This window comes from Pseudomonas sp. St316 (assembly GCF_018325905.1).
In the GTDB taxonomy this organism is placed as follows: Bacteria; Pseudomonadota; Gammaproteobacteria; order Pseudomonadales; family Pseudomonadaceae; genus Aquipseudomonas.
The window spans coordinates 6,583,851-6,603,933 of sequence record NZ_AP021901.1; the positions used below are offsets into that span (position 1 = coordinate 6,583,851).

General features: G+C 61.8%; 17 protein-coding genes. 6 read left to right on the forward strand and 11 right to left on the reverse strand.

The window, feature by feature from the left end; all coding sequences use genetic code 11:
* Positions 1-39: 39 nt before the first annotated feature.
* Complete coding sequence (locus KI237_RS29445) at positions 40-1,710, reverse strand: putative bifunctional diguanylate cyclase/phosphodiesterase (RefSeq protein ID WP_212798143.1); 1,671 nt, start codon at positions 1,708-1,710, stop codon at positions 40-42.
* 272 nt (positions 1,711-1,982) lie between these two features.
* On the opposite strand from KI237_RS29445, the gene rep reads away from it, so the two are divergent.
* Entirely contained in the window at positions 1,983-3,992 is a 2,010-nt protein-coding gene (gene rep, locus KI237_RS29450) for a DNA helicase Rep (protein WP_212798144.1), read from the forward strand.
* A gap of 55 nt (positions 3,993-4,047) precedes the next feature.
* Entirely contained in the window at positions 4,048-4,620 is a 573-nt protein-coding gene (locus tag KI237_RS29455; RefSeq protein WP_018602593.1) for a xanthine phosphoribosyltransferase, read from the forward strand.
* 121 nt (positions 4,621-4,741) lie between these two features.
* Here KI237_RS29455 and KI237_RS29460 read toward each other — a convergent pair whose 3' ends face one another.
* The 6 genes from KI237_RS29460 to dadA form a co-directional block, all read right to left on the reverse strand.
* Positions 4,742-6,664 carry an acetyl-CoA hydrolase/transferase C-terminal domain-containing protein gene (locus tag KI237_RS29460; protein ID WP_212798145.1) on the reverse strand — a complete coding sequence of 641 codons (1,923 nt, stop codon included), beginning with the start codon at positions 6,662-6,664 and terminating at the stop codon, positions 4,742-4,744.
* A 136-nt stretch (positions 6,665-6,800) separates the two neighbouring features.
* A complete protein-coding gene (locus KI237_RS29465) occupies positions 6,801-7,214 on the reverse strand; it encodes a c-type cytochrome (RefSeq protein ID WP_212800715.1) in 414 nt (137 codons plus the stop codon).
* Positions 7,215-7,397: 183 nt separating this feature from the next.
* Positions 7,398-7,946, reverse strand: a complete 549-nt coding sequence (locus tag KI237_RS29470; RefSeq protein ID WP_003206841.1) for a cupin domain-containing protein — start codon at positions 7,944-7,946, stop codon at positions 7,398-7,400.
* Positions 7,947-8,074: 128 nt separating this feature from the next.
* Entirely contained in the window at positions 8,075-9,148 is a 1,074-nt protein-coding gene (alr, locus tag KI237_RS29475; protein ID WP_212798146.1) for an alanine racemase, read from the reverse strand.
* A 97-nt stretch (positions 9,149-9,245) separates the two neighbouring features.
* On the reverse strand, positions 9,246-9,599 hold the full coding sequence (locus KI237_RS29480) for a RidA family protein (protein WP_212798147.1): 354 nt from the start codon (positions 9,597-9,599) through the stop codon (positions 9,246-9,248).
* A complete protein-coding gene (gene dadA / locus KI237_RS29485; RefSeq protein ID WP_212798148.1) occupies positions 9,571-10,875 on the reverse strand; it encodes a D-amino acid dehydrogenase in 1,305 nt (434 codons plus the stop codon). The genes KI237_RS29480 and dadA overlap by 29 nt, the downstream gene beginning before the upstream one ends.
* A gap of 155 nt (positions 10,876-11,030) precedes the next feature.
* Here dadA and KI237_RS29490 point away from each other — a divergent pair, with 155 nt between their 5' ends.
* The gene (locus KI237_RS29490; RefSeq protein ID WP_003177284.1) at positions 11,031-11,519 is read left to right on the forward strand and encodes an Lrp/AsnC ligand binding domain-containing protein; all 489 of its coding nucleotides are present in this window, start codon (positions 11,031-11,033) and stop codon (positions 11,517-11,519) included.
* A gap of 122 nt (positions 11,520-11,641) precedes the next feature.
* Here KI237_RS29490 and KI237_RS29495 read toward each other — a convergent pair whose 3' ends face one another.
* Entirely contained in the window at positions 11,642-11,995 is a 354-nt protein-coding gene (locus KI237_RS29495; protein ID WP_018602566.1) for a YkgJ family cysteine cluster protein, read from the reverse strand.
* 145 nt (positions 11,996-12,140) lie between these two features.
* Here KI237_RS29495 and KI237_RS29500 point away from each other — a divergent pair, with 145 nt between their 5' ends.
* The gene (locus KI237_RS29500; RefSeq protein WP_212798149.1) at positions 12,141-13,454 is read left to right on the forward strand and encodes an NAD(P)/FAD-dependent oxidoreductase; all 1,314 of its coding nucleotides are present in this window, start codon (positions 12,141-12,143) and stop codon (positions 13,452-13,454) included.
* A gap of 131 nt (positions 13,455-13,585) precedes the next feature.
* On the opposite strand, the gene KI237_RS29505 is transcribed toward KI237_RS29500, so the two are convergent.
* The gene (locus KI237_RS29505; RefSeq protein ID WP_212798150.1) at positions 13,586-13,831 is read right to left on the reverse strand and encodes a DUF1127 domain-containing protein; all 246 of its coding nucleotides are present in this window, start codon (positions 13,829-13,831) and stop codon (positions 13,586-13,588) included.
* A 179-nt stretch (positions 13,832-14,010) separates the two neighbouring features.
* Here KI237_RS29505 and KI237_RS29510 point away from each other — a divergent pair, with 179 nt between their 5' ends.
* Both KI237_RS29510 and KI237_RS29515 read left to right on the forward strand, forming a co-directional pair.
* Positions 14,011-15,444, forward strand: coding sequence for an aminotransferase-like domain-containing protein (locus tag KI237_RS29510; RefSeq protein WP_212798151.1), 1,434 nt, complete (start codon positions 14,011-14,013; stop codon positions 15,442-15,444).
* Positions 15,445-15,505: 61 nt separating this feature from the next.
* Positions 15,506-17,071, forward strand: coding sequence for a phospholipase D family protein (locus KI237_RS29515; protein WP_212798152.1), 1,566 nt, complete (start codon positions 15,506-15,508; stop codon positions 17,069-17,071).
* Positions 17,072-17,140: 69 nt separating this feature from the next.
* On the opposite strand, the gene KI237_RS29520 is transcribed toward KI237_RS29515, so the two are convergent.
* Positions 17,141-18,283: an MFS transporter gene (locus KI237_RS29520; RefSeq protein WP_212798153.1), complete on the reverse strand. Its 1,143-nt coding sequence runs from the start codon at positions 18,281-18,283 to the stop codon at positions 17,141-17,143.
* Positions 18,284-18,472: 189 nt separating this feature from the next.
* The gene (locus tag KI237_RS29525) at positions 18,473-19,966 is read right to left on the reverse strand and encodes an aldehyde dehydrogenase (protein WP_057449428.1); all 1,494 of its coding nucleotides are present in this window, start codon (positions 19,964-19,966) and stop codon (positions 18,473-18,475) included.
* Positions 19,967-20,083 lie beyond the last annotated feature (117 nt).

Genomic DNA, 20,083 nt, shown 5'->3' on the forward strand with positions numbered 1-20,083 from the left:
CCGCTATCGCGAGCAAGCTCGCTCCCACAAGGTTTTGTGTCAGCTGATTTCCAGCATCGATTGCTGATCACCTTCGAACGTCAAGTACTCAACCAACTCCGACAACGGCAACGGCTTGCTAATCAGGAAGCCCTGCACCTGGTCGCAACCAAAGCCGCGTAGCAGGTCCAGTTGTTCCTGGGTTTCCACACCTTCGGCCACCACTTCCAGGTTGAGGTTGTGCGCCAGGTTGATCATCGCGTGCACCAGCTTGCGGTTCTCTTCGCGCTGCTCCATGCCACCGACGAAGCTCTTGTCGATCTTGAGCAAGGCGATCGGCAGGCTGTTGAGGTGCACAAACGAGGAGAAACCGGTGCCGAAGTCGTCCAGGGAGAAGCGCACCCCCAGGCGGCCCAGGGCATCCATGGTCTGCTTGACCAGTTCGCTACGGCGCATGACGGCGGTTTCGGTGAGTTCGAACTCCAGCCATTGCGCCTCGACGCCCCGCTCAGCAATCAGCCGGCTCAAGGTCGGCAGCAACTGGCTGTCCTGGAACTGTCGGAACGACAGGTTGACCGCCATGTGCAACGGCGCCAGCCCCCGCTCGCGCAAAGCCTGCATGTCCCGCAGCGCCCGGGAAATCACCCAATAGCCCAGCGGCACGATCAGGCCACTCTGTTCGGCCAGCGGCACGAACTCACTCGGTGGCAGCAAGCCACGTTCGCCGTGACGCCAGCGGACCAACGCTTCGAGGCCGACAATGTGGCCGCCATCGAGGTTCAGCCGTGGCTGGTAATGCAGCTCCAGCTCGTCACGACGCAGTGCCCGGCGCAGTTCGCTTTCCAGGTCGGCGAGGCTGCGGGCATTGCGGTTGATGCGCTCGTTGAAGATATGAAAAGTGCAGCCCTGGGTGCTCTTGGCCTGCTGCATGGCAATGTGGGCATGCCACATCAGCGGATCGGCGCCGGCCTGGGCGCGGGCGTGGGCAACGCCCAGGCTGCAGCCGATCAGCAGGCTTTCACCGTCCACCCAATAGGGTTCGGCCAAAGCTTCGGTAATACGCTCGGCCATCCACTCGGCCCGCTGTGGTGCGCGGCGGGTGTCGATCAACAGGGCGAATTCATCACTGCCCAACCGCGCCAATTGATCGCCGGCCTCGAGCGAGTTCTTGAGCCGCGACACCACTTGCAGGATCAAGCGGTCACCGGCCTGGTGGCCAAGGGCGTCATTGGCGTGACGAAAGTTGTCCAGGTCCAGGTGACCGAGCGCCAGTCCACGGCCGTCGTTTTCCGCCAGGCGCGCCGCCAGCAGCGTCTGGAAACCCTGGCGATTGGCGATGCCCGTCAATGGGTCCTGTTCGGCAAGGCGCTGCAAGGTGTTTTCCAGCACGCCGCGTTCGCGCACATGGCGCAGGCAACGACGCAGGGTCGCGCTGTCGAGGACATCACGCACCAACCAGTCGCTGACACCGTCGGGGGCAACTGCCGGCTCGTGCTCAAGCAACAGGATCGTCGGCAGGCTGCAACGACCCGGTGCCGGCTGCAACGCCGCAACGGTCAGCAACACCGCGTTGCGATTATCTTCGAACAGGCTGCTGACTGACTCCCAGCTCGGGGCGCTGATCAACACGACCAAGGGCCCCAAGGGCGCCAGGCACTCGCGCAATATTGCTGACCACGCAGGCTCTTGGGCCAATAACAGCAAACGCAAGGGTTCGACAGGCGTTGACAAGCTGACTCCCTAGACTCTGCAAGGTGGTAGGCGCCGGGCATTATGACGTGCCGATGGGCAATGACCAATGCCAATGGTTCTCAAACACGCGGTTTCGGTGGTTTTTTCCACTCCAAATCCTGCGCTGGACGCAATTGGCCCCACATCCTGCGTGAAAGTAACAGAAGCGGCAAATGACAATGCGCTGTGCGTCACAAGTCGGACAGAGCAGCACAATTCTCTGAGCCTGTTAAAATGCCGGCCCATTTCGCAAACGACTCCCTGACTCTGTCATGTCCCGACTCAATCCCCGGCAGCAAGAAGCCGTGAACTATGTCGGCGGCCCTCTTTTGGTGCTCGCCGGTGCAGGCTCCGGCAAGACCAGCGTAATCACCCGCAAGATCGCGCACCTGATCCAGAATTGTGGCATCCGCGCCCAGTACATCGTCGCCATGACCTTCACCAACAAGGCCGCCCGGGAAATGAAGGAACGGGTTGGCACGCTGCTGCGCGGCGGCGAAGGTCGCGGCCTGACGGTCTGCACCTTCCACAACCTGGGCCTGAACATCATCCGCAAGGAACACGCGCGGCTGGGCTACAAGCCGGGCTTCTCGATTTTCGACGAGACCGACGTCAAGGCCCTGATGACCGACATCATGCAGAAGGAATACTCGGGCGACGACGGCGTGGATGAGATCAAGAACATGATCGGCGCCTGGAAAAACGACCTGATCCTGCCGCCACAGGCCCTGGAAAACGCCCGCAACCCCAAGGAGCAGACCGCCGCCATCGTCTACGCCCACTACCAGCGCACGCTCAAGGCGTTCAACGCGGTGGACTTCGACGACCTGATCCTGTTGCCGGTCAAGCTGTTCCAGGACCACGCCGACATCCTCGAAAAATGGCAGAACAAGGTCCGCTACCTGCTGGTGGACGAATATCAGGACACCAACGCCAGCCAATACTTGCTGGTGAAGCTGCTGATCGGTACGCGCAACCAGTTCACCGTGGTGGGTGACGATGACCAGTCGATCTATGCCTGGCGCGGCGCGCGGCCGGAAAACCTGATGCTGCTCAAGGACGACTATCCGTCGCTCAAAGTGGTGATGCTGGAGCAGAACTACCGCTCCACCAGCCGCATCCTGCGCTGTGCCAACGTGCTGATTTCCAACAACCCCCACGAGTTCGAAAAGCAGCTGTGGAGCGAGATGGGCCACGGCGACGAGATCCGCGTGATCCGTTGCCGCAACGAAGACGCCGAAGCCGAGCGCGTGGCCATGGAGATCCTCAGCCTGCACCTGCGCACCGACCGGCCGTACAGCGACTTTGCGATCCTGTACCGCGGCAACTACCAGGCCAAGCTGATCGAGCTGAAACTGCAGCACCACCAAATCCCGTATCGCCTGTCGGGGGGCAACAGCTTCTTCGGCCGCCAGGAAGTGAAGGACCTGATGGCCTACTTCCGCCTGATCGTGAACCCGGACGACGACAACGCCTTCCTGCGGGTGATCAACGTGCCGCGCCGGGAAATCGGTTCCACCACCCTGGAAAAACTCGGCAACTACGCCACCGAGCGCAAGATCTCGATGTACGCCGCCACCGACGAAATCGGCCTGGGCGAGCATCTGGACAGCCGTTTCACCGACCGCCTGGGGCGGTTCAAGCGCTTCATGGACAAGGTCCGCGAACAGTGCGCCGGGGAAGATCCGATTTCAGCGCTGCGCAGCATGGTGATGGACATCGACTACGAGAACTGGCTGCGCACCAACAGCTCCAGCGACAAGGCGGCCGACTACCGCATGAGCAACGTCTGGTTCCTGATCGAGGCGTTGAAGAACACCCTGGAAAAAGACGAAGACGGCGACATGACGGTCGAGGACGCCATCGGCAAACTCGTGCTGCGCGACATGCTCGAGCGCCAGCAGGAAGAGGAAGACGGCGCCGAAGGTGTGCAGATGATGACGCTGCACGCCTCCAAGGGCCTGGAATTCCCCTACGTGTTCATCATGGGCATGGAAGAAGAAATCCTGCCGCACCGCTCCAGCATCGAGGCCGACACCATCGAGGAAGAACGGCGCCTGGCCTACGTCGGGATTACCCGGGCCCGTCAGACGCTGGCCTTCACCTTCGCCGCCAAGCGCAAGCAATACGGCGAAGTGATCGACTGCGCCCCGAGCCGCTTTCTCGATGAGCTGCCGCCGGACGACCTGGCCTGGGAAGGCAACGACGACACGCCGACGGAAGTCAAAGTGGTTCGCGGCAACAGTGCCCTGGCCGATATACGCGCGATGTTGAAGCGTTAGAATCGACTACTTTTTACTGACCCCAGGCGCCAAAGGCGTCACCAGAGGAGGCTTCATGGAAGCCCTGCACCAGAAAATCCGCGAGCAAGGCATCGTGCTCTCCGATCAGGTCCTGAAAGTCGATGCGTTCCTGAACCACCAGATCGACCCGCAGTTGATGAAGCTGATCGGCGACGAATTTGCCGCGCTGTTCAAGGATTCGGGCATCACCAAGATCGTCACCATCGAAGCCTCGGGCATTGCCCCGGCGATCATGACGGGGCTGAACCTGGGCGTACCGGTGATCTTCGCCCGCAAGCAACAGTCCCTGACCCTGACGGAAAACCTGCTGTCGGCCACCGTGTATTCGTTCACCAAGAAAACCGAAAGCACCGTCGCCATCAGCCCGCGTCACCTGACCAGCAGCGACCGGGTGCTGATCATCGATGACTTCCTGGCCAACGGCAAAGCCTCCCAGGCGCTGATCTCCATCATCAAGCAGGCCGGCGCGACCGTGGCCGGGCTGGGGATCGTGATCGAGAAGTCATTCCAGGGCGGTCGTGCGGAACTGGATGCCCAGGGCTATCGCGTCGAATCCCTGGCGCGGGTGAAGTCGCTGGCCGGTGGGGTCGTGACCTTCATCGAATAACCCCGATGTCTCCCTGTGGGAGCGAGCTTGCTCGCGATAGCGGTCTGTCAGACACATTTTATGTAACAGACACACCGCTATCGCGAGCAAGCTCGCTCCCACAGGGGTTCTAGATGGGTCGCTAAGACGCGGTGGCCTTAAGCCCCGCCAGCAACAACCGCTGGTACAGATCCTCCTTCAGCCCGTCAGTGCTCGCCAATTGCATCCGCTCCAGGTGTTCTGCAAAAGCCGAAGGCTCCGGCGCATCCAGCGCCGCCTTGCCCAGCTCCAGGATCTCGGTGAGCTTGAACTTGCTCTTGAGCCAGTTCAGCGCACGCAACAAGTCCCGCTCAATGGCATCGAAGTCGCAGCCCAGCGGGTATTCGGGGAACAGGTTCGGGTGGCGCGCCTGGATCGCCTGCAAGCGTTCCGATGTGTTGTCGGCGAACCGTGGATCGAGGCGGAAGTCCTTCGGCAATTTGCCGGCATTCTGGGCCTGTTCGATCAGCCCCGGCTGGAAGCGTGAGTCACTGATGTTCAGCAACGCCTCGATCACCGCCGCGTCGGTCTTGCCTCGCAGGTCGGCGATGCCGTACTCGGTCACCACGATGTCCCGCAGGTGCCGGGGAATCGTGCAATGGCCGTACTCCCAGACGATGTTCGAGCTGATCTCGCCCCCGGCCTCACGCCAACTGCGCAGCAGCAGGATCGAGCGCCCGCCCTCCAGCGCATGGCCCTGGGCGACGAAGTTGTACTGCCCGCCCACACCGCTGAGCACCCGTCCGTCCTCCAACTGATCGGCCACCCCGGCCCCCATCAGGGTCATGGTGAAGACCGTGTTGATAAAACGGGCATCCAGGCGCTGCAGGCGCTTGAGCTGTTCCTGGCCGTACAGCTCGTTGATGTAACTGATGCGCGTCATGTTGAATTCGAGAAGACGGCTTTGCGGCAACTCGCGCAGGCGCTCATAAAAACTGCGCGGCCCGAGGAAAAACCCGCCGTGTATGCAGATGCCGTCAGGTTGCGCCGCCTCGTCGAGGGTCCCGGCGTTGGCCCGTTCCTGGGTCGGTTCGTCGGGATAGACCTTGCGCCGGATGATCCCGGCCTCGGCCAGTACCAGCAAACCGTTGACGAACATTTCACTGCATCCGTACAGCCCTTTGGCAAACGGCTCGACGCCACCCTCGCGCTCGATCAGTTGCGCCCACTGGCTAAGGTTCAGGTCCGCCAGCAGCGCCTGGTAACCGGCGTTATCGGCCTGGCGCGCCAACAGCGCTGCCGTCAATGCATCGCCCATGGCGCCGATGCCGATCTGCAGCGTGCCGCCGTCGCGCACCAGCGTACTGGCGTGCAGGCCGATCAGATGGTCCTGGAACCCCACCGGCATGTTCGGCGTGGAAAACAACGTGTGGCTGTCCTTTTCGTCGATCAACAAGTCGAAAGCGTCGATGCCGACTTCCGCGTCGCCCGGCATGTAGGGCAAATCGTTGTGTACCTGGCCGACCAGGAGAATGGTCTCCCCGACCGCCCGGCGCTTGGCGATCATCGGCAGCAGGTCGAGGGTGATGTCCGGGTTGCAGCTCAGGCTCAGGCGATCCGGGTGCCGTGGGTCGCTCGCCACCAGTTGCGCCACCAGGTTCAAGCCGGCGGCGTTGATGTCCCGGGCCGCATGGCTGTAGTTGCTGCTGACGTAATTCTGCTGGGCCGAGACGCTGTGCAGCAGGCTGCCGGGCTGCATGAAGAACTGCTCGACCCGTATGTTGGGTGGCAAACTGTCCTGATGCAGGTCGGCCAGGTAATCCAGTTCGGGGTAATCACCGAAGACCCGTTCGACAAAGGGCTCAAGGAAGCGCTTCTGCAAACCATCGCCCAGGTTCGGCCGGCCCAGGCTCAGGGCGGTGTAGATGGTCAGCTGTCGCTCGGGCAGCTGTGCGATACGCCGGTACAGCGCGTTGGCGAACAGGTTGGGTTTGCCCAACCCCAGGGGCATGCCGAGATGAATATGCGCGGGCAGGCGCTCGAGCACGTCATCCACCGCCTGTTCGATTGAACACAACTGCACCATCGGACCCTCCAGGACATTCCATGAATGTGGGTTGGACCGAGCTTGCCGGGTCTTGGTTGCGATGAACAGCCCTGGAAAAAAACCGGGCACAAAAAAGCCGCTCGTAAGCGGCTTTTTGCTGAAAGATACCGGCGTATTACAGGCCGGACATCTCTTTGATGGCGCCCTTGAGGTCGTCATCCGAGCAATCGGCGCAGGTGCCTTTAGGCGGCATGGAGTTGATGCCGGTAATGGCCTTGGCCAAGATACCGTCGAGACCGCCCTGGTGGTCGGCGCGTTCTTTCCAGGCAGCTTTGTCACCAATTTTCGGCGCACCCAGCAGGCCCGTGCCGTGGCAGGCGTTGCAGTGTTTTGCAATCACGTCAGCCGGCTCCTTGGCACCACCAGCGCCGCCCGCGGCAGTGGCAACTTCCATGCCTTTGCATTCTTTCCCCTGGACGCAGACCTGGCCGACCGGTTCAAGGCGCTTGGCGATTTCGTCGGTGGTCGCCGCTTGGGCACTGACTGCCCAAAGGGCCAATACGGTTGCTGGTGCAGCCAGCATTTTCATAATTAGGTTCACGCGTACACCCTCAATGGTGGCTAGTCACGCCTGCGGCCACGGTTTGCAGGCGGGCGCAAGTATAGCGGTAAGCCCGTCACACTGAAACAACCCCAAAGTCGCAAGGGTCTTGTTTGCAACGACAGCTCATTCCTTGGGCGCCTTTGCCCTACAGGGCCGACGCCTCTTTTTCTAGAAATTGGCCGGTGTGGCTGCGCTGATCAGTCGCGCCGGCACGTCGAACGGATTACGGAAACGGTGGGGCTTGGTGCTTTCGAAATAGTAGCTGTCGCCGGCTTCGAGCACGAAGGTTTCGACACCGACCACCAGTTCCAGCCGGCCTTCCACCAGGATCCCGGTTTCTTCGCCCTCATGGGTGAGCATCTCTTCACCGGTGTCGGCGCCAGGCGGATAGATTTCGTTGAGGAAGGCAATCGCCCGGCTCGGGTGTGCCCTGCCCACCAGCTTCATGGTCACGGCGCCGTCGGAGATGTCGATCAGTTCGTTGGCTTTATAGACGATCTGGGTCGGTTTCTCCTGAAGGATTTCTTCGGAGAAAAACTCGACCATGGACATGGGAATCCCGCCAAGGACCTTACGCAGCGAGCTGATCGAGGGGCTGACGCTGTTCTTCTCGATCATCGAAATAGTGCTGTTGGTGACGCCCGCGCGCTTGGCGAGTTCACGCTGGGAAAGGCCTTTGAGTTTACGAATGGATTGCAGTCGTTCACCGACGTCCAATGCTGGAGCCTCCAGGGAATCAGGTTGTGAGGAAAGTGAGCGTTATCATGGCGACAGCGTTCAGTATTTACAACACTTTGACCCGAATCCTGTGCGGTGAAGCGACTTTCGGTAGGTGGCGCTTCGTGTCAGCCCCCGGAATAGAGCCGTGGCACTCGCCGCAGGTTGCAAAAAATCTGATAAGGAATTGTGTCGGCGGCCTTGGCGACATCGCTGGCGAGGATGTGCTTGCCCCACAGCTCCACGGTCGAACCGAGCCCGGCCTGGGGGACATGGGTCAAGTCGACACACAACATGTCCATCGACACTCGCCCGACCAGTTGGCTGCGCTGCCCATCCACCAGCACTGGTGTACCGGTGGGCGCCTGGCGCGGGTAGCCGTCGGCATAGCCCATGGCGACCACGCCGACCCGGGTCGGTTGCGTCGTCACGAAGCGGGCACCGTAGCCCACCGGTTCGCCGGCGGGCAATTCGCGCACGCAGATGATCTTCGATTCCAGGGTCATCACCGGCTGCAGGCGCGAGGCGACGGCGTTGGGCTCGTCAAAGGGTGTGGCCCCGTAGAGCATGATGCCTGGGCGCACCCAGTCGCTGGGTATCTGCGGCCAGCCCAGCACAGCCGGGGAGTTGCGCAGGCTGATCTGCGCCGCCAGCCCTTGGCGGGCCGCTTCGAACACCGCCAACTGGTGGGTGCTGCTGGGATCGTGCAGCTCATCGGCACGGGCGAAGTGGCTCATCAAGACAATCTTCGCCACCTTGCCGCTGGCGAGCAGGCGCCGGTAGGCCGCCTGGTAATCCGCCGGATGCAGGCCGACCCGGTGCATGCCGGAATCGAGCTTGAGCCAGACCGTGATCGGTTGGCTCAGCACAGCTTTTTCAATCGCTTCGAGCTGCCACAACGAATGCACCACGCACCAGAAATCGTGCTCGACGATCAACGGCAGCTCACTGGCCTCGAAAAAACCCTCCAGCAGCAGGATCGGCCCACGGATCCCGGCGGCCCGCAGTTCCAGGGCTTCTTCGATACACGCCACGGCATAGCCGTCCGCCGTGTCCTGAAGCGCCTCGGCGCACCGCACAGCACCATGCCCATAGGCATCGGCCTTGATCACCGCGAGGGCCTTGGCCCCCGTGACTTCGCGGGCCAATTGGTAGTTGTGACGCAGGGCTTGAAGGTCGATCAGGGCACGGGCAGGACGCATGGCGGCAGGCTTCTAGGCGGTCATGAATAAAAAACCGGTGCTGGCTGACAGCATGAACCACCAACAGCACCGGGAGAGGGATCGTTTGGGCCGGTATTTAAGGCAGCGCGGCCACGACGGACAGCTCCACCAGGATCTGCGGTTCGCACAGCTTGGCTTGCACCGTGGCGCGGGCCGGGGCGACACCCTTGGGCAACCATTTGTCCCAGACCGCGTTCATGCCCTCGAAGTGGGCATCGATGTCCTTCAAGTAGATCGTCACCGATAGCAAACGATTCTTGTCGGTTCCGGCCAGGTCCAGCAAGCGCTCGATATTGGCCAGGCTCTCGCGGGTCTGCTGTTCAATACCGGCGTTCATGTCGTCGCCGACCTGTCCGGCCAGGTAAACGGTGCCGTTGTGCACGACAACCTGGCTCATGCGGTCATTGGTGAGCTGGCGCTGGATTGACATGTTTTGCAGACTCCTGGTGTTTGCTGCCATAACGGGAAATATCGAGGCCTTCGGCGCTGATCTGCGGCTTTTTCTTCGCCATCAGATCGGCCAACAGGCGACCGGAACCACAAGCCATGGTCCATCCGAGAGTGCCATGGCCGGTGTTCAGGAACAGATTCTTGAAGGGCGTGGCCCCCACGATTGGCGTACCGTCCGGGGTGGTCGGGCGCAAGCCGGTCCAGAAACTGGCCTGGGCCAGGTCGCCGCCCTGAGGATAAAGGTCGTTGACGATCATCTCCAGGGTTTCGCGCCGGCGCGGGTTGAGGGACAGGTCAAAACCGGCGATTTCCGCCATGCCGCCCACCCGGATGCGGTTGTCGAACCGGGTGATCGCGACCTTGTAGGTTTCGTCGAGAATGGTCGACGTCGGCGCCATCGCCGGGTTGGTGATCGGCACGGTCAGGGAGTAGCCCTTGAGCGGATACACCGGTGCACGGATCCCGAGGGGCTTGAGCAGTTGCGGCGAATAGCTGCCCAGGGCGAGGACGTAGCGGTCGGCGGTTTCCAGCTTGCCGTCGATCCAGACACCGTTGATGCGATCACCGGCGAAGTCCAGGCGCTGGATGTCCTGGCCGAAGCGGAATTGCACACCGAGCTTCTCGGCCATTTCCGCCAGGCGCGTGGTAAACATCTGGCAGTCGCCGGTCTGGTCGTTGGGCAGGCGCAAGGCACCGGCCAGAATGTCGGTGACATTGGCCAGGGCCGGTTCGACCCGGGCAATGCCCTCGCGGTCGAGCACTTCGAACGGTACGCCGGACTCTTTCAACACCGCGATGTCTTTCGCCGCGCCATCGAGCTGGGCCTGGGTGCGGAACAGCTGGGTGGTGCCCAGGCTACGGCCCTCGTAGGCAATGCCGGTTTCGGCGCGCAGCTCGTCGAGGCAGTCACGGCTGTACTCGGACAGGCGCACCATGCGCTCCTTGTTGATGGCATAGCGGCTGGCGGTGCAGTTGCGCAGCATCTGTGCCATCCACAAGTATTGGTCAATGTCGGCAGTGGCCTTGATCGCCAGCGGCGCGTGGCGCTGCAGCAGCCACTTGATGGCCTTGAGCGGTACGCCCGGTGCGGCCCATGGCGAGGCATAACCCGGCGACACCTGGCCGGCGTTGGCGAAACTGGTTTCCATGGCTGGCGCCGGCTGACGGTCGACCACCACCACTTCAAACCCGGCACGGGCCAGATAGTAAGCACTGACGGTACCGATGACGCCGCTACCCAAGACCATAACGCGCATGTTGATGCCCTCATCGCGGATAACCGCTGACGTTTGTTGTACACAGCTTTGATGGTCGCAGTGTAAAAAAGATCAGCCAGTGCTTTTCACTATATAAACACCTATATTTGGCGAGAATTCTCGGCAAAAACCCTTTTCACGGAGGCGCATCACCTGTGCGTACCAACACCCAGACCAAACGTGAGCTGGACAAGATCGACCGCAATATCCTGCGCATCCTCCAGGCGGACGGACGCATCTCCTTCACTGAGCTGGGGGAAAAGGTCGGCCTCTCCACCACGCCCTGCACCGAGCGGGTACGGCGCCTGGAGCGCGAGGGCATCATCATGGGCTACAACGCCCGGCTCAATCCGCAGCACTTGAAGGGTAGCCTGCTGGTGTTTGTCGAGATCAGCCTCGACTACAAATCCGGCGACACGTTCGAAGAGTTCCGACGCGCCGTGCTGAAACTGCCTCACGTGCTGGAATGTCACCTGGTGTCAGGGGATTTCGACTATCTGGTGAAAGCACGGATTTCCGAGATGGCTTCGTACCGCAAGCTGCTGGGGGACATCCTGCTCAAGCTGCCCCATGTGCGCGAATCCAAGAGCTATATCGTGATGGAAGAAGTGAAGGAAAGCCTGAGCCTGCCGATTCCGGATTGATGACGGTCTCCAAGGCAAGGGTCGTCTGGACGGCCGCTTTCGCGAGCAAGCTCGCTCCCACACAGAGATCCATTGTGGGAGCGGGCTTGCTCGTGAAGGCCGTGACTCGGTATCCCTGCCTGCTAGACCAACACCTGCCGGGTGCTGGCCATGTACTCATGAATCTGCTTCTCGACCCGCGGATGAATCAGTTCCACCGGTCGCCGCCCATTCGGACACGGCAAGGTCGCCGTGGTGCCGAACAGCCGGCAGATCAGCGGGCGCTCGTCGTAGACGGTGCAACCGTTGGGCCCCAAGTGCACGCAGTCGAGCGCGTCCATGGCCGCGTCCTGTTCAGCGCGGGTCTTGCGGGGCAAGCGGGCCATTTCCTCCGGCGAGGTGGTCACCGGACCACAGCAGTCATGGCAGCCCGGAACACATTCGAACGAGGGAATCTGCTGGCGCAGCGTGCGAATTTTTTGACTGTTGCAGCTCATCGAGGCGATTACCGAAGGAGATGGTCCAGGATTCTGCCTTAAAAGCCGCGCACCAGACAGCGTCAGCCGACCGGTGTTGCCCAGTAAGGAATCGCCGGCTTATGCTCCGTAAAATTTCTCAAACACAAAAATCAGGATTACGCACATGAACGCCCGTGTTCAGCAACCTGTTCCGAGCCACGCGCACGCCGCCTCTTATTACGCCGCCAGCAGCCTGCCGCAACCGGACCATCCGCTGCTGCAGGGTGAATTGCTGGCCGATGTCTGCGTGGTCGGTGGTGGGTTCTCCGGGTTGAACACGGCGATCGAACTGGCCGAGCGCGGCATGAGCGTGGTGCTGCTGGAAGCGCACCGGGTCGGCTGGGGCGCCAGCGGGCGCAACGGCGGCCAATTGATTCGTGGCGTCGGCCATGGCCTTGATCAGTTTGCGCCGATCATCGGTGCCGACGGCGTGCGCCAGATGAAGCTCATGGGCCTTGAGGCCGTGGAAATCGTCCGACAGCGCGTCGAGCGCTTCCAGATCCCTTGCGACCTTACTTGGGGCTATTGCGATCTCGCCAACAAGCCGAGCGACCTGGAAGGTTTCGCCGAAGACGCCGAAGAACTGCGCAGCCTGGGTTATCGCCACCCGACCCGATTGCTGCAAGCCAACGAAATGCACAGCGTCGTGGGTTCGGATCGTTACGTCGGTGGGTTGATCGACATGGGCTCGGGGCATCTGCATCCGCTGAACCTGGCCCTGGGCGAAGGCGCCGCCGCGCAGCAACTGGGGGTCAGGCTGTTCGAGCAATCGGCGGTCACGCGTATCGACTACGGCCCTGAAGTGAAGGTGCACACCCGGCAGGGCTCGGTCCGCGCCAAGACGCTGGTGCTGGGCTGCAACGCCTACCTCAATGGGCTCAATCGGCAACTGGGCGGCAAAGTGCTGCCGGCCGGCAGCTACATTATCGCCACCGAACCCTTGAGCCAGGCCCAGGCACAGGCGTTGTTGCCACAGAACATGGCGGTCTGCGATCAACGCGTGGCCCTGGACTACTACCGGCTATCGGCGGATCGACGCTTGCTGTTTGGTGGGGCCTGCCACTATTCCGGCCGCGACCCACAGGACATCGGCGCGTACATGCGGCCGAAGATGCTCAAGGTCTTCCCGCAATTGGCGGATGTGAAAATCGATTACCAGTGGGGTGGGATGATTGGCATCGGCGCCAACCGTTTGCCGCAGATCGGCCGACTCAAGGACCAACCCAATGTGTATTACGCCCAGGCCTATTCAGGCCATGGGGTGAATGCCACGCACCTGGCCGGCAAGTTGTTGGCCGAAGCCATCAGTGGGCAGCACAGCGGCGGTTTCGATCTGTTCGCCCAGGTCCCGCACATGACGTTCCCTGGCGGCAAGCACCTGCGCTCGCCGCTGTTGGCGCTGGGGATGTTGTGGCATCGATTCAAAGAGTTGGTTTAACCCAAAAACCGTGGCGAGGGAGCTTGCTCCCGCTGGGTTGCGCAGCGACCGCAAAATCTTGGGGTTGCTACGCAACCCAGCGGGAGCAAGCTCCCTCGCCACAGGGACTGCGCTGGTGACTTCCTGTCGCTTCAAAGCCGCCAGAACGGTTTCAGCCCCTCCTCCCGCGCCTGCTCCAGACTCAGCCCGATATCACGCAACTGTTCGGGTGTAAGTTCCAACAAAGCTCGGCGTGTATGCAGACGATGCCAGAGCAGGGCCCAACGGCTCAGGCCGGATGGCGGATTGCGCAACATCGCGCTACGCAGCCCCTTCTCCTGCCCTGCCGCCAGTTCCTGACTGTGTAACGTCAGCCGCACATCGCTCAAGCCGTTCATTTTGATCGCTCCTGTTTACTTGGGTAGCCAGAGGTTTCATGATGCGTGGACGATCAAAAGCGATACAGATTCAACTCATTTTTTTTATAAGCATACAGATTCGGTATTTCCGCCACTGAATTGTCATTTTCCACCCCAACTGTATCGGTTGCAGTGGTCCATCTCATCGGGAGCGCGCCATGACCCTCTACGTGAACCTCGCCGAATTGCTCGGTACCCGCATCGAACAGGGCTTCTACCGCCCCGGCGATCGGCTGCCGTCAGTGCGGGCATTGAGCACGGAACATGGGGTCAGCTTGAGTACGGTGCAGCAGGCCTATCGCGTGCTGGAGGACAGTGGACTGGCGATGCCGAGGCCCAAGTCCGGCTATTTCGTCCCCGTGGGCCGCGAACTGCCGGACCTGCCGGTGGTAGGCCGGCCAGCCCAGCGTCCTGTGGATATTTCCCAGTGGGACCAGGTGCTGGAGCTGATCCGCGCCGTACCGCGCCCGGACGTGGTGCAACTGGGACGCGGCATGCCAGATATCAATTCGCCGACCATGAAACCGTTGCTGCGCAGCCTGGCGCAGATCAGCCGCCGACAAGACATGCCCGGCCTGTATTACGACAACATCTACGGCAACCTCGCATTGCGCGAACAGATCGCCCGGCTGTCGCTGGACTCCGGCTGCCAACTGGGGCCCAACGACTTGATCGTCACCACCGGCTGCCACGAGGCCCTGTCGGTCAGCATCCGCGCCACCTGCGAACAAGGCGATATCGTCGCGGTGGACTCACCCAGCTTTCACGGGGCCATGCAAACCCTCAAGGGCCTGGGCATGAAGGCCTTGGAAATTCCCACCGACCCACTCACCGGTATCAGCCTGGATGCACTGGAACTGGCGCTGGAGCAATGGCCGATCAAGGCCATACAGTTGACCCCCAGCTGCAATAACCCGCTGGGCTACATCATGCCCGACGCTAACAAACGCGCGCTGCTGACCCTGGCACAACGCTTCGACGTGGCGATCATCGAAGATGATGTGTATGGCGAGTTGGCCTACACGTACCCTCGCCCGCGCACCATCAAGTCCTTCGATGAAGACGGCCGCGTCCTGCTCTGCAGTTCATTTTCCAAGACCCTGGCGCCCGGGCTGCGCATTGGCTGGGTTGCGCCGGGCCGGTATTTGGAGCGAGCGCTGCACATGAAATACATCAGCACCGGCTCCACCGCCCCACAACCGCAGATCGCCATCGCCGAATTTCTCAAGGGCGGGCATTTCGAACCCCATTTGCGCAGGATGCGTACGCAATACCAGCGCAATCGCGACGTGATGATCGATTGGGTCAGCCGCTATTTTCCACCGGGTACCCGGGCCAGTCGCCCGCGGGGCAGCTTCATGCTGTGGATCGAATTGCCCGACGGTTTCGACACGCTGAAGCTCAATCGGGTCCTGCTCGACCAAGGCGTGCAGGTCGCCGTCGGCAGCATTTTTTCGGCCTCGGGCAAGTACCGCAACTGCCTGCGGATGAACTACGCTGCCAAGCCAACGGCCCAGATCGAAGAGGCCGTACGCAAGGTCGGAACTGCCGCTATCGCATTGTTGAACGAAACCCAACACGACATCGTCTGAACTTTACCCAGGGAAGCAGCACCCAACGCCCGATCAACGTGAACAAGCGGAACGATCCTACGTGAGATCCAGACCGATCCTGCCTGCGCTGCTGCTAATCGCCTCACTGCTGAGCGGCTGCGCCAGTCTTGATGTCACCCGCGAGCCTTCCCAGGCCTTGCCGGCCGCCGAATCCTCGTTCGGCCGCTCGGTCCAGGCCCAGGTTGCCACCCATGAAGGGCGCTCGGGCTTTCGGCTGCTGTCGGACAGCACCGACGCGTTCATCGCCCGGGCCGAGTTGATTCGCCACGCCCAAGGCAGCCTGGACTTGCAGTACTACATCGTCCACGACGGCATCAGCACACGGATGCTGGTGGATGAATTGCTCAAGGCCGCCGACCGGGGCGTGCGCGTGCGCATCCTGCTGGACGACACCACCAGCGATGGCCTTGATCAGATCATCGCGACCCTCGCCGCTCATCCGCAGATCCAGATTCGCCTGTTCAACCCGCTGCACCTGGGACGCGCCACCGGCGTGACCCGCAGCCTCGGGCGCCTGCTCAACCTGTCACAGCAACACCGCCGAATGCACAACAAATTGTGGCTGGCGGACAACAGCATGGCCATCGTCGGCGGCCGCAACCTGGGCGACGAGTATTTCGACGCCGAACCCAACCTGAACTTCACCGACATCGACCTGCTCGGTGTCGGCCCGGTGGCCGAACAATTGGGGCACAGCTTCGACCAATACTGGAACAGTGCCCTGAGCAAACCCATCGAACAGTTTCTGTCCCATCGCCCCACGCCCAAGGACCTGGCCAACAGTCGCCAGCGCCTGCAAGAGTCCCTGGAGCAGACCCAAAAGGAGAATCACGCGCTCTACCAGCAGTTGACCGCCTACAAGACCCAACCGCGCCTGGACACTTGGCGCGGCCAGTTGATCTGGGCCTGGAACAAAGCGCTGTGGGACGCGCCCAGCAAGGTGCTGGCCAAGGACGAGCCCGACCCACAGCTGTTGCTGACCACGCAACTGGCCCCCGAGCTGACGGGCGTCAGCAAAGAATTGATCATGATTTCCGCCTACTTCGTCCCCGGTCAGCCAGGTTTGGTGTACCTGACCAGTCGCGCCGATGCCGGTGTATCGGTGAGCCTGCTGACTAACTCCCTGGAAGCTACCGATGTGCCAGCGGTACATGGCGGCTATGCGCCGTATCGCAAGGCACTGCTGGAACATGGTGTGCGCCTGTTCGAGTTGCGACGGCAACCGGGCGACAAAGGCAGCAGCCCACACCTGTTCTACAGTAAATCCTACGGTGAATCGGACTCCAGCCTGCACAGCAAAGCGATCATCTTCGACCAGCAGAAATCATTCATCGGCTCGTTCAATTTCGACCCGCGCTCGGTCCTGTGGAACACCGAAGTCGGCGTGCTGGTGGACAGCCCCGAACTCGCCGGCCAAGTGCGCGAACTGGCCTTGCAGGGCATGGCACCGGCCCTGAGTTATCAGGCCAGGCTGGAGAATGGAGCGCTTGTATGGACCACCGAAGACAACGGCCAGACCCACGACCTGGACCGCGAACCGGGCAGTTGGTGGCGCCGGTTCAATGCCTGGTTCAGCACGACGATCGGGTTGGAGCGGATGTTGTAGAACTGCAAAACCTCTGTGGCGAGGGGATTTATCCCCTCGCCACAGGTTCACCACACCTCCAGCAGGCGTTCAGGCGGCCTCGGTGGTCCCGAATGCCCCTTGGCGCAACAGCAGGATCACCAGGCCAAACGCCCCTGCCGCCATGAACAAAGGCAGTGCATGCCCGCTGATCCACTGGCTTCCCGCTCCCGCCGCCAAGGGGCCGATCAGGCAACCAAGGCCCCACAGTTGCGCGACATGGGCGTTGGCCCGCACCAGCGCATCGTCGCGGTAACGCTCGCCGATCAGAATCAGCGACAAGGTGAACAAACCGCCGGCGCTGGCGCCGAACAGCACCCACAGCGGCCAGATCAACAGGGTATCGATCAAAAGCACAACGGCCAGGCTCGACAACGTCAGCGCCACCGCACAGCCCATCAACAGCGCCCGGCGAGACACGCGATCGGCCAGGGCGCCAATGGGCAACTGCAACAAGGCATCACCGACCACCACGGTGCTGACCATCGCCAGCGCGATGTCGGCAGTGAAGCCCTGACGCAGGCAATACACCGGCAGCAGCGTGAGGATCATGGCCTCGAACGCGGCGAACAACGAGACCGCCCAGGCAATCGCCGGCAAGCCTCGGCAAAAGACCCACAAATCCCCGAACGTCACGCTGCCGGCCTCGCTGCTCGGCGCACCGCTACGGCCCAGCAACAGCAAGGGTGCAATCAGCAGCAAACCGACGCCCACCCAGAACCCGTAGTCATGATCGGTCCCCAGTGCGCCCAGCAGCAGCGGGCCAGACAACTGACTCAGGGCGTAGCTGCTGCCGTACAGCGCCACCAGTCGCCCACGCCATTTCTCAATGACCAGTTGATTGATCCAGCTTTCACCCAGAATGAACACCAGGGTCAGGACCACGCCAATCACCAGGCGCAGCAGCAACCAGACCGGATAGCTGGGCAACAGCGCCAGCAACCCAATGGACACCGCGCCGCCCCACAGGCACAGACGCATCAACACCGCCGTGCCAAACCGCGCCGCCAACCGGCTGGACACCTTGGCCCCGAGCAGCACCCCCACGGCCGGCATGGCGGCCATCACGCCAATGGCGAACGAGCCATAGCCCCAGCCCTCCAGGCGCAGCGACACCAGCGGCATGCTCACGCCCAAGGCCAGGCCGACACTCAGGACAGACGCCAACACGGCGAAATAGGTCGCCCAACGCATTTCCACGCTCCTGTGGAGGGTTATCAATCTCAGCCATCCCCCAAAACACTGTGGGAGCGAGCTTGCTCGCGATGACGGAGCAACATTCAACAGAGTCGTCGACTGTCGTACCGCTATCGCGAGCAAGCTCGCTCCCACAGGGGGCTCGGCGCTGCTCGAAGCCCCGGACAGGGTCCGGGGCCTAAGGTGTCAGAGCTTGATCCAGGTCGACTTCAGCTCGGTGTATTTGTCGAACGCATGCAGCGACTTGTCGCGACCGTTGCCCGATTGCTTGAAGCCACCGAACGGCGCGGTCATGTCGCCGCCGTCGTACTGGTTGACCCATACGCTACCGGCACGCAGGGCCTTGGCGGTCAGGTGGGCCTTGGAGATGTCCTTGGTCCACACCGCTGCGGCCAAGCCGTACGGTGTGTCGTTAGCGATCTCGATGGCCTGCTCGGCGGTGTCGAAGGCAATGACCGACAACACCGGGCCGAAAATCTCTTCCTGGGCGATTTTCATCGCGTTGCTCACGCCATCGAAAATCGTCGGTTCGACGTACGTACCGCCCGTTTCCTCAAGGATGCGCTTGCCGCCGGCCACCAGTTTGGCGCCGTCGCTGTGCCCGGCCTCGATGTAGGACAGCACGGTGTTCATCTGCTGTGTATCGACCAAGGCACCGACATTGGTGGCCGGGTCCAGGGGGTTGCCAGGCTTCCAGCCCTTGAGGGCTTCGATCACCAGTGGCAGGAACGTGTCCTTGATGGAGCGTTCCACCAACAGCCGCGAGCCGGCGGTGCAAACTTCGCCCTGGTTGAAGGCGATGGCGCTGGCGGCGGATTCGGCGGCGGCTTGCAGGTCCGGGGCATCGGCGAACACGATGTTCGGGCTCTTGCCGCCGGCTTCCAGCCAGATACGCTTCATGTTGGATTCACCGGAGTAGATCATCAGTTGCTTGGCGATCTTGGTAGAGCCGGTGAACACCAGTGTATCGACGTCCATATGCAGGGCCAGGGCCTTGCCGACGGTATGGCCATAGCCTGGCAGCACGTTCAGCACGCCTTTCGGAATGCCGGCCTCGATCGCCAGTGCGGCAATGCGGATGGCGGTCAACGGGGATTTTTCCGACGGCTTGAGCACCACCGAGTTACCGGTGGACAGCGCCGGGCCGAGTTTCCAGCAGGCCATCATCAACGGGAAGTTCCAGGGCACGATAGCGCCCACGACACCCACTGGCTCACGGGTTACCAGGCCCAATTGGTCGTGCGGCGTGGCCGCCACTTCGTCGTAGAGTTTGTCGATAGCTTCGCCGCTCCAGCTCAAGGCTTGGGCCGCGCCGGGAACGTCGATATTCAAGGAATCACTGATCGGCTTGCCCATGTCCAGGGTTTCGAGCAGGGCCAGCTCTTCGGCATGCTGCTTGAGCAGGCCGGCAAAACGAATCATGGTGGCTTTGCGCTTGCTGGGTGCCAGGCGCGACCAGACGCCGGAACTGAAAGTGGCGCGGGCGTTTTCGACAGCACGCTGGGCGTCGGCGACGTCACAGCTGGCGATCTTGCCCAGCAGGCGGCCATCGACCGGGCTGAGGCAATCAAAGGTTTCGCCGGACACCGCATCGGTGTACTCGCCGTTGATGAAGGCGCGGCCTTCGATCTTCAGGTCGCGGGCGCGTTGTTCCCAGTCGGCACGAGTCAGGGTGGTCATGCGTGTGTCCTCCTCTTATTGAGTACGAACGCCGCGCGGTGCGCAACGCCCAAAAGAATTCTGCCCAACCAGCCTGTTTTCGGCGCTATTTTCGGCATAGGGCACCCGCCACCCTAA

Excerpts from the sequence above, each read along its gene's own strand:
- KI237_RS29505 (WP_212798150.1), bottom strand. The coding sequence starts at position 13,831 with ATGAACGGCTTGAGCGATGTGCGGCTGACGTTACACAGTCAGGAACTG.
- KI237_RS29465 (WP_212800715.1), bottom strand. The coding sequence starts at position 7,214 with ATGAAAATGCTGGCTGCACCAGCAACCGTATTGGCCCTTTGGGCAGTC.
- KI237_RS29510 (WP_212798151.1), top strand. The coding sequence starts at position 14,011 with ATGACCCTCTACGTGAACCTCGCCGAATTGCTCGGTACCCGCATCGAA.
- dadA (WP_212798148.1), bottom strand. The coding sequence starts at position 10,875 with ATGCGCGTTATGGTCTTGGGTAGCGGCGTCATCGGTACCGTCAGTGCT.
- KI237_RS29525 (WP_057449428.1), bottom strand. The coding sequence starts at position 19,966 with ATGACCACCCTGACTCGTGCCGACTGGGAACAACGCGCCCGCGACCTG.
- KI237_RS29495 (WP_018602566.1), bottom strand. The coding sequence starts at position 11,995 with ATGAGCTGCAACAGTCAAAAAATTCGCACGCTGCGCCAGCAGATTCCC.
- KI237_RS29460 (WP_212798145.1), bottom strand. The coding sequence starts at position 6,664 with ATGGTGCAGTTGTGTTCAATCGAACAGGCGGTGGATGACGTGCTCGAG.
- KI237_RS29455 (WP_018602593.1), top strand. The coding sequence starts at position 4,048 with ATGGAAGCCCTGCACCAGAAAATCCGCGAGCAAGGCATCGTGCTCTCC.
- KI237_RS29520 (WP_212798153.1), bottom strand. The coding sequence starts at position 18,283 with ATGCGTTGGGCGACCTATTTCGCCGTGTTGGCGTCTGTCCTGAGTGTC.
- KI237_RS29500 (WP_212798149.1), top strand. The coding sequence starts at position 12,141 with ATGAACGCCCGTGTTCAGCAACCTGTTCCGAGCCACGCGCACGCCGCC.
- rep (WP_212798144.1), top strand. The coding sequence starts at position 1,983 with ATGTCCCGACTCAATCCCCGGCAGCAAGAAGCCGTGAACTATGTCGGC.
- alr (WP_212798146.1), bottom strand. The coding sequence starts at position 9,148 with ATGCGTCCTGCCCGTGCCCTGATCGACCTTCAAGCCCTGCGTCACAAC.
- KI237_RS29480 (WP_212798147.1), bottom strand. The coding sequence starts at position 9,599 with ATGTCAATCCAGCGCCAGCTCACCAATGACCGCATGAGCCAGGTTGTC.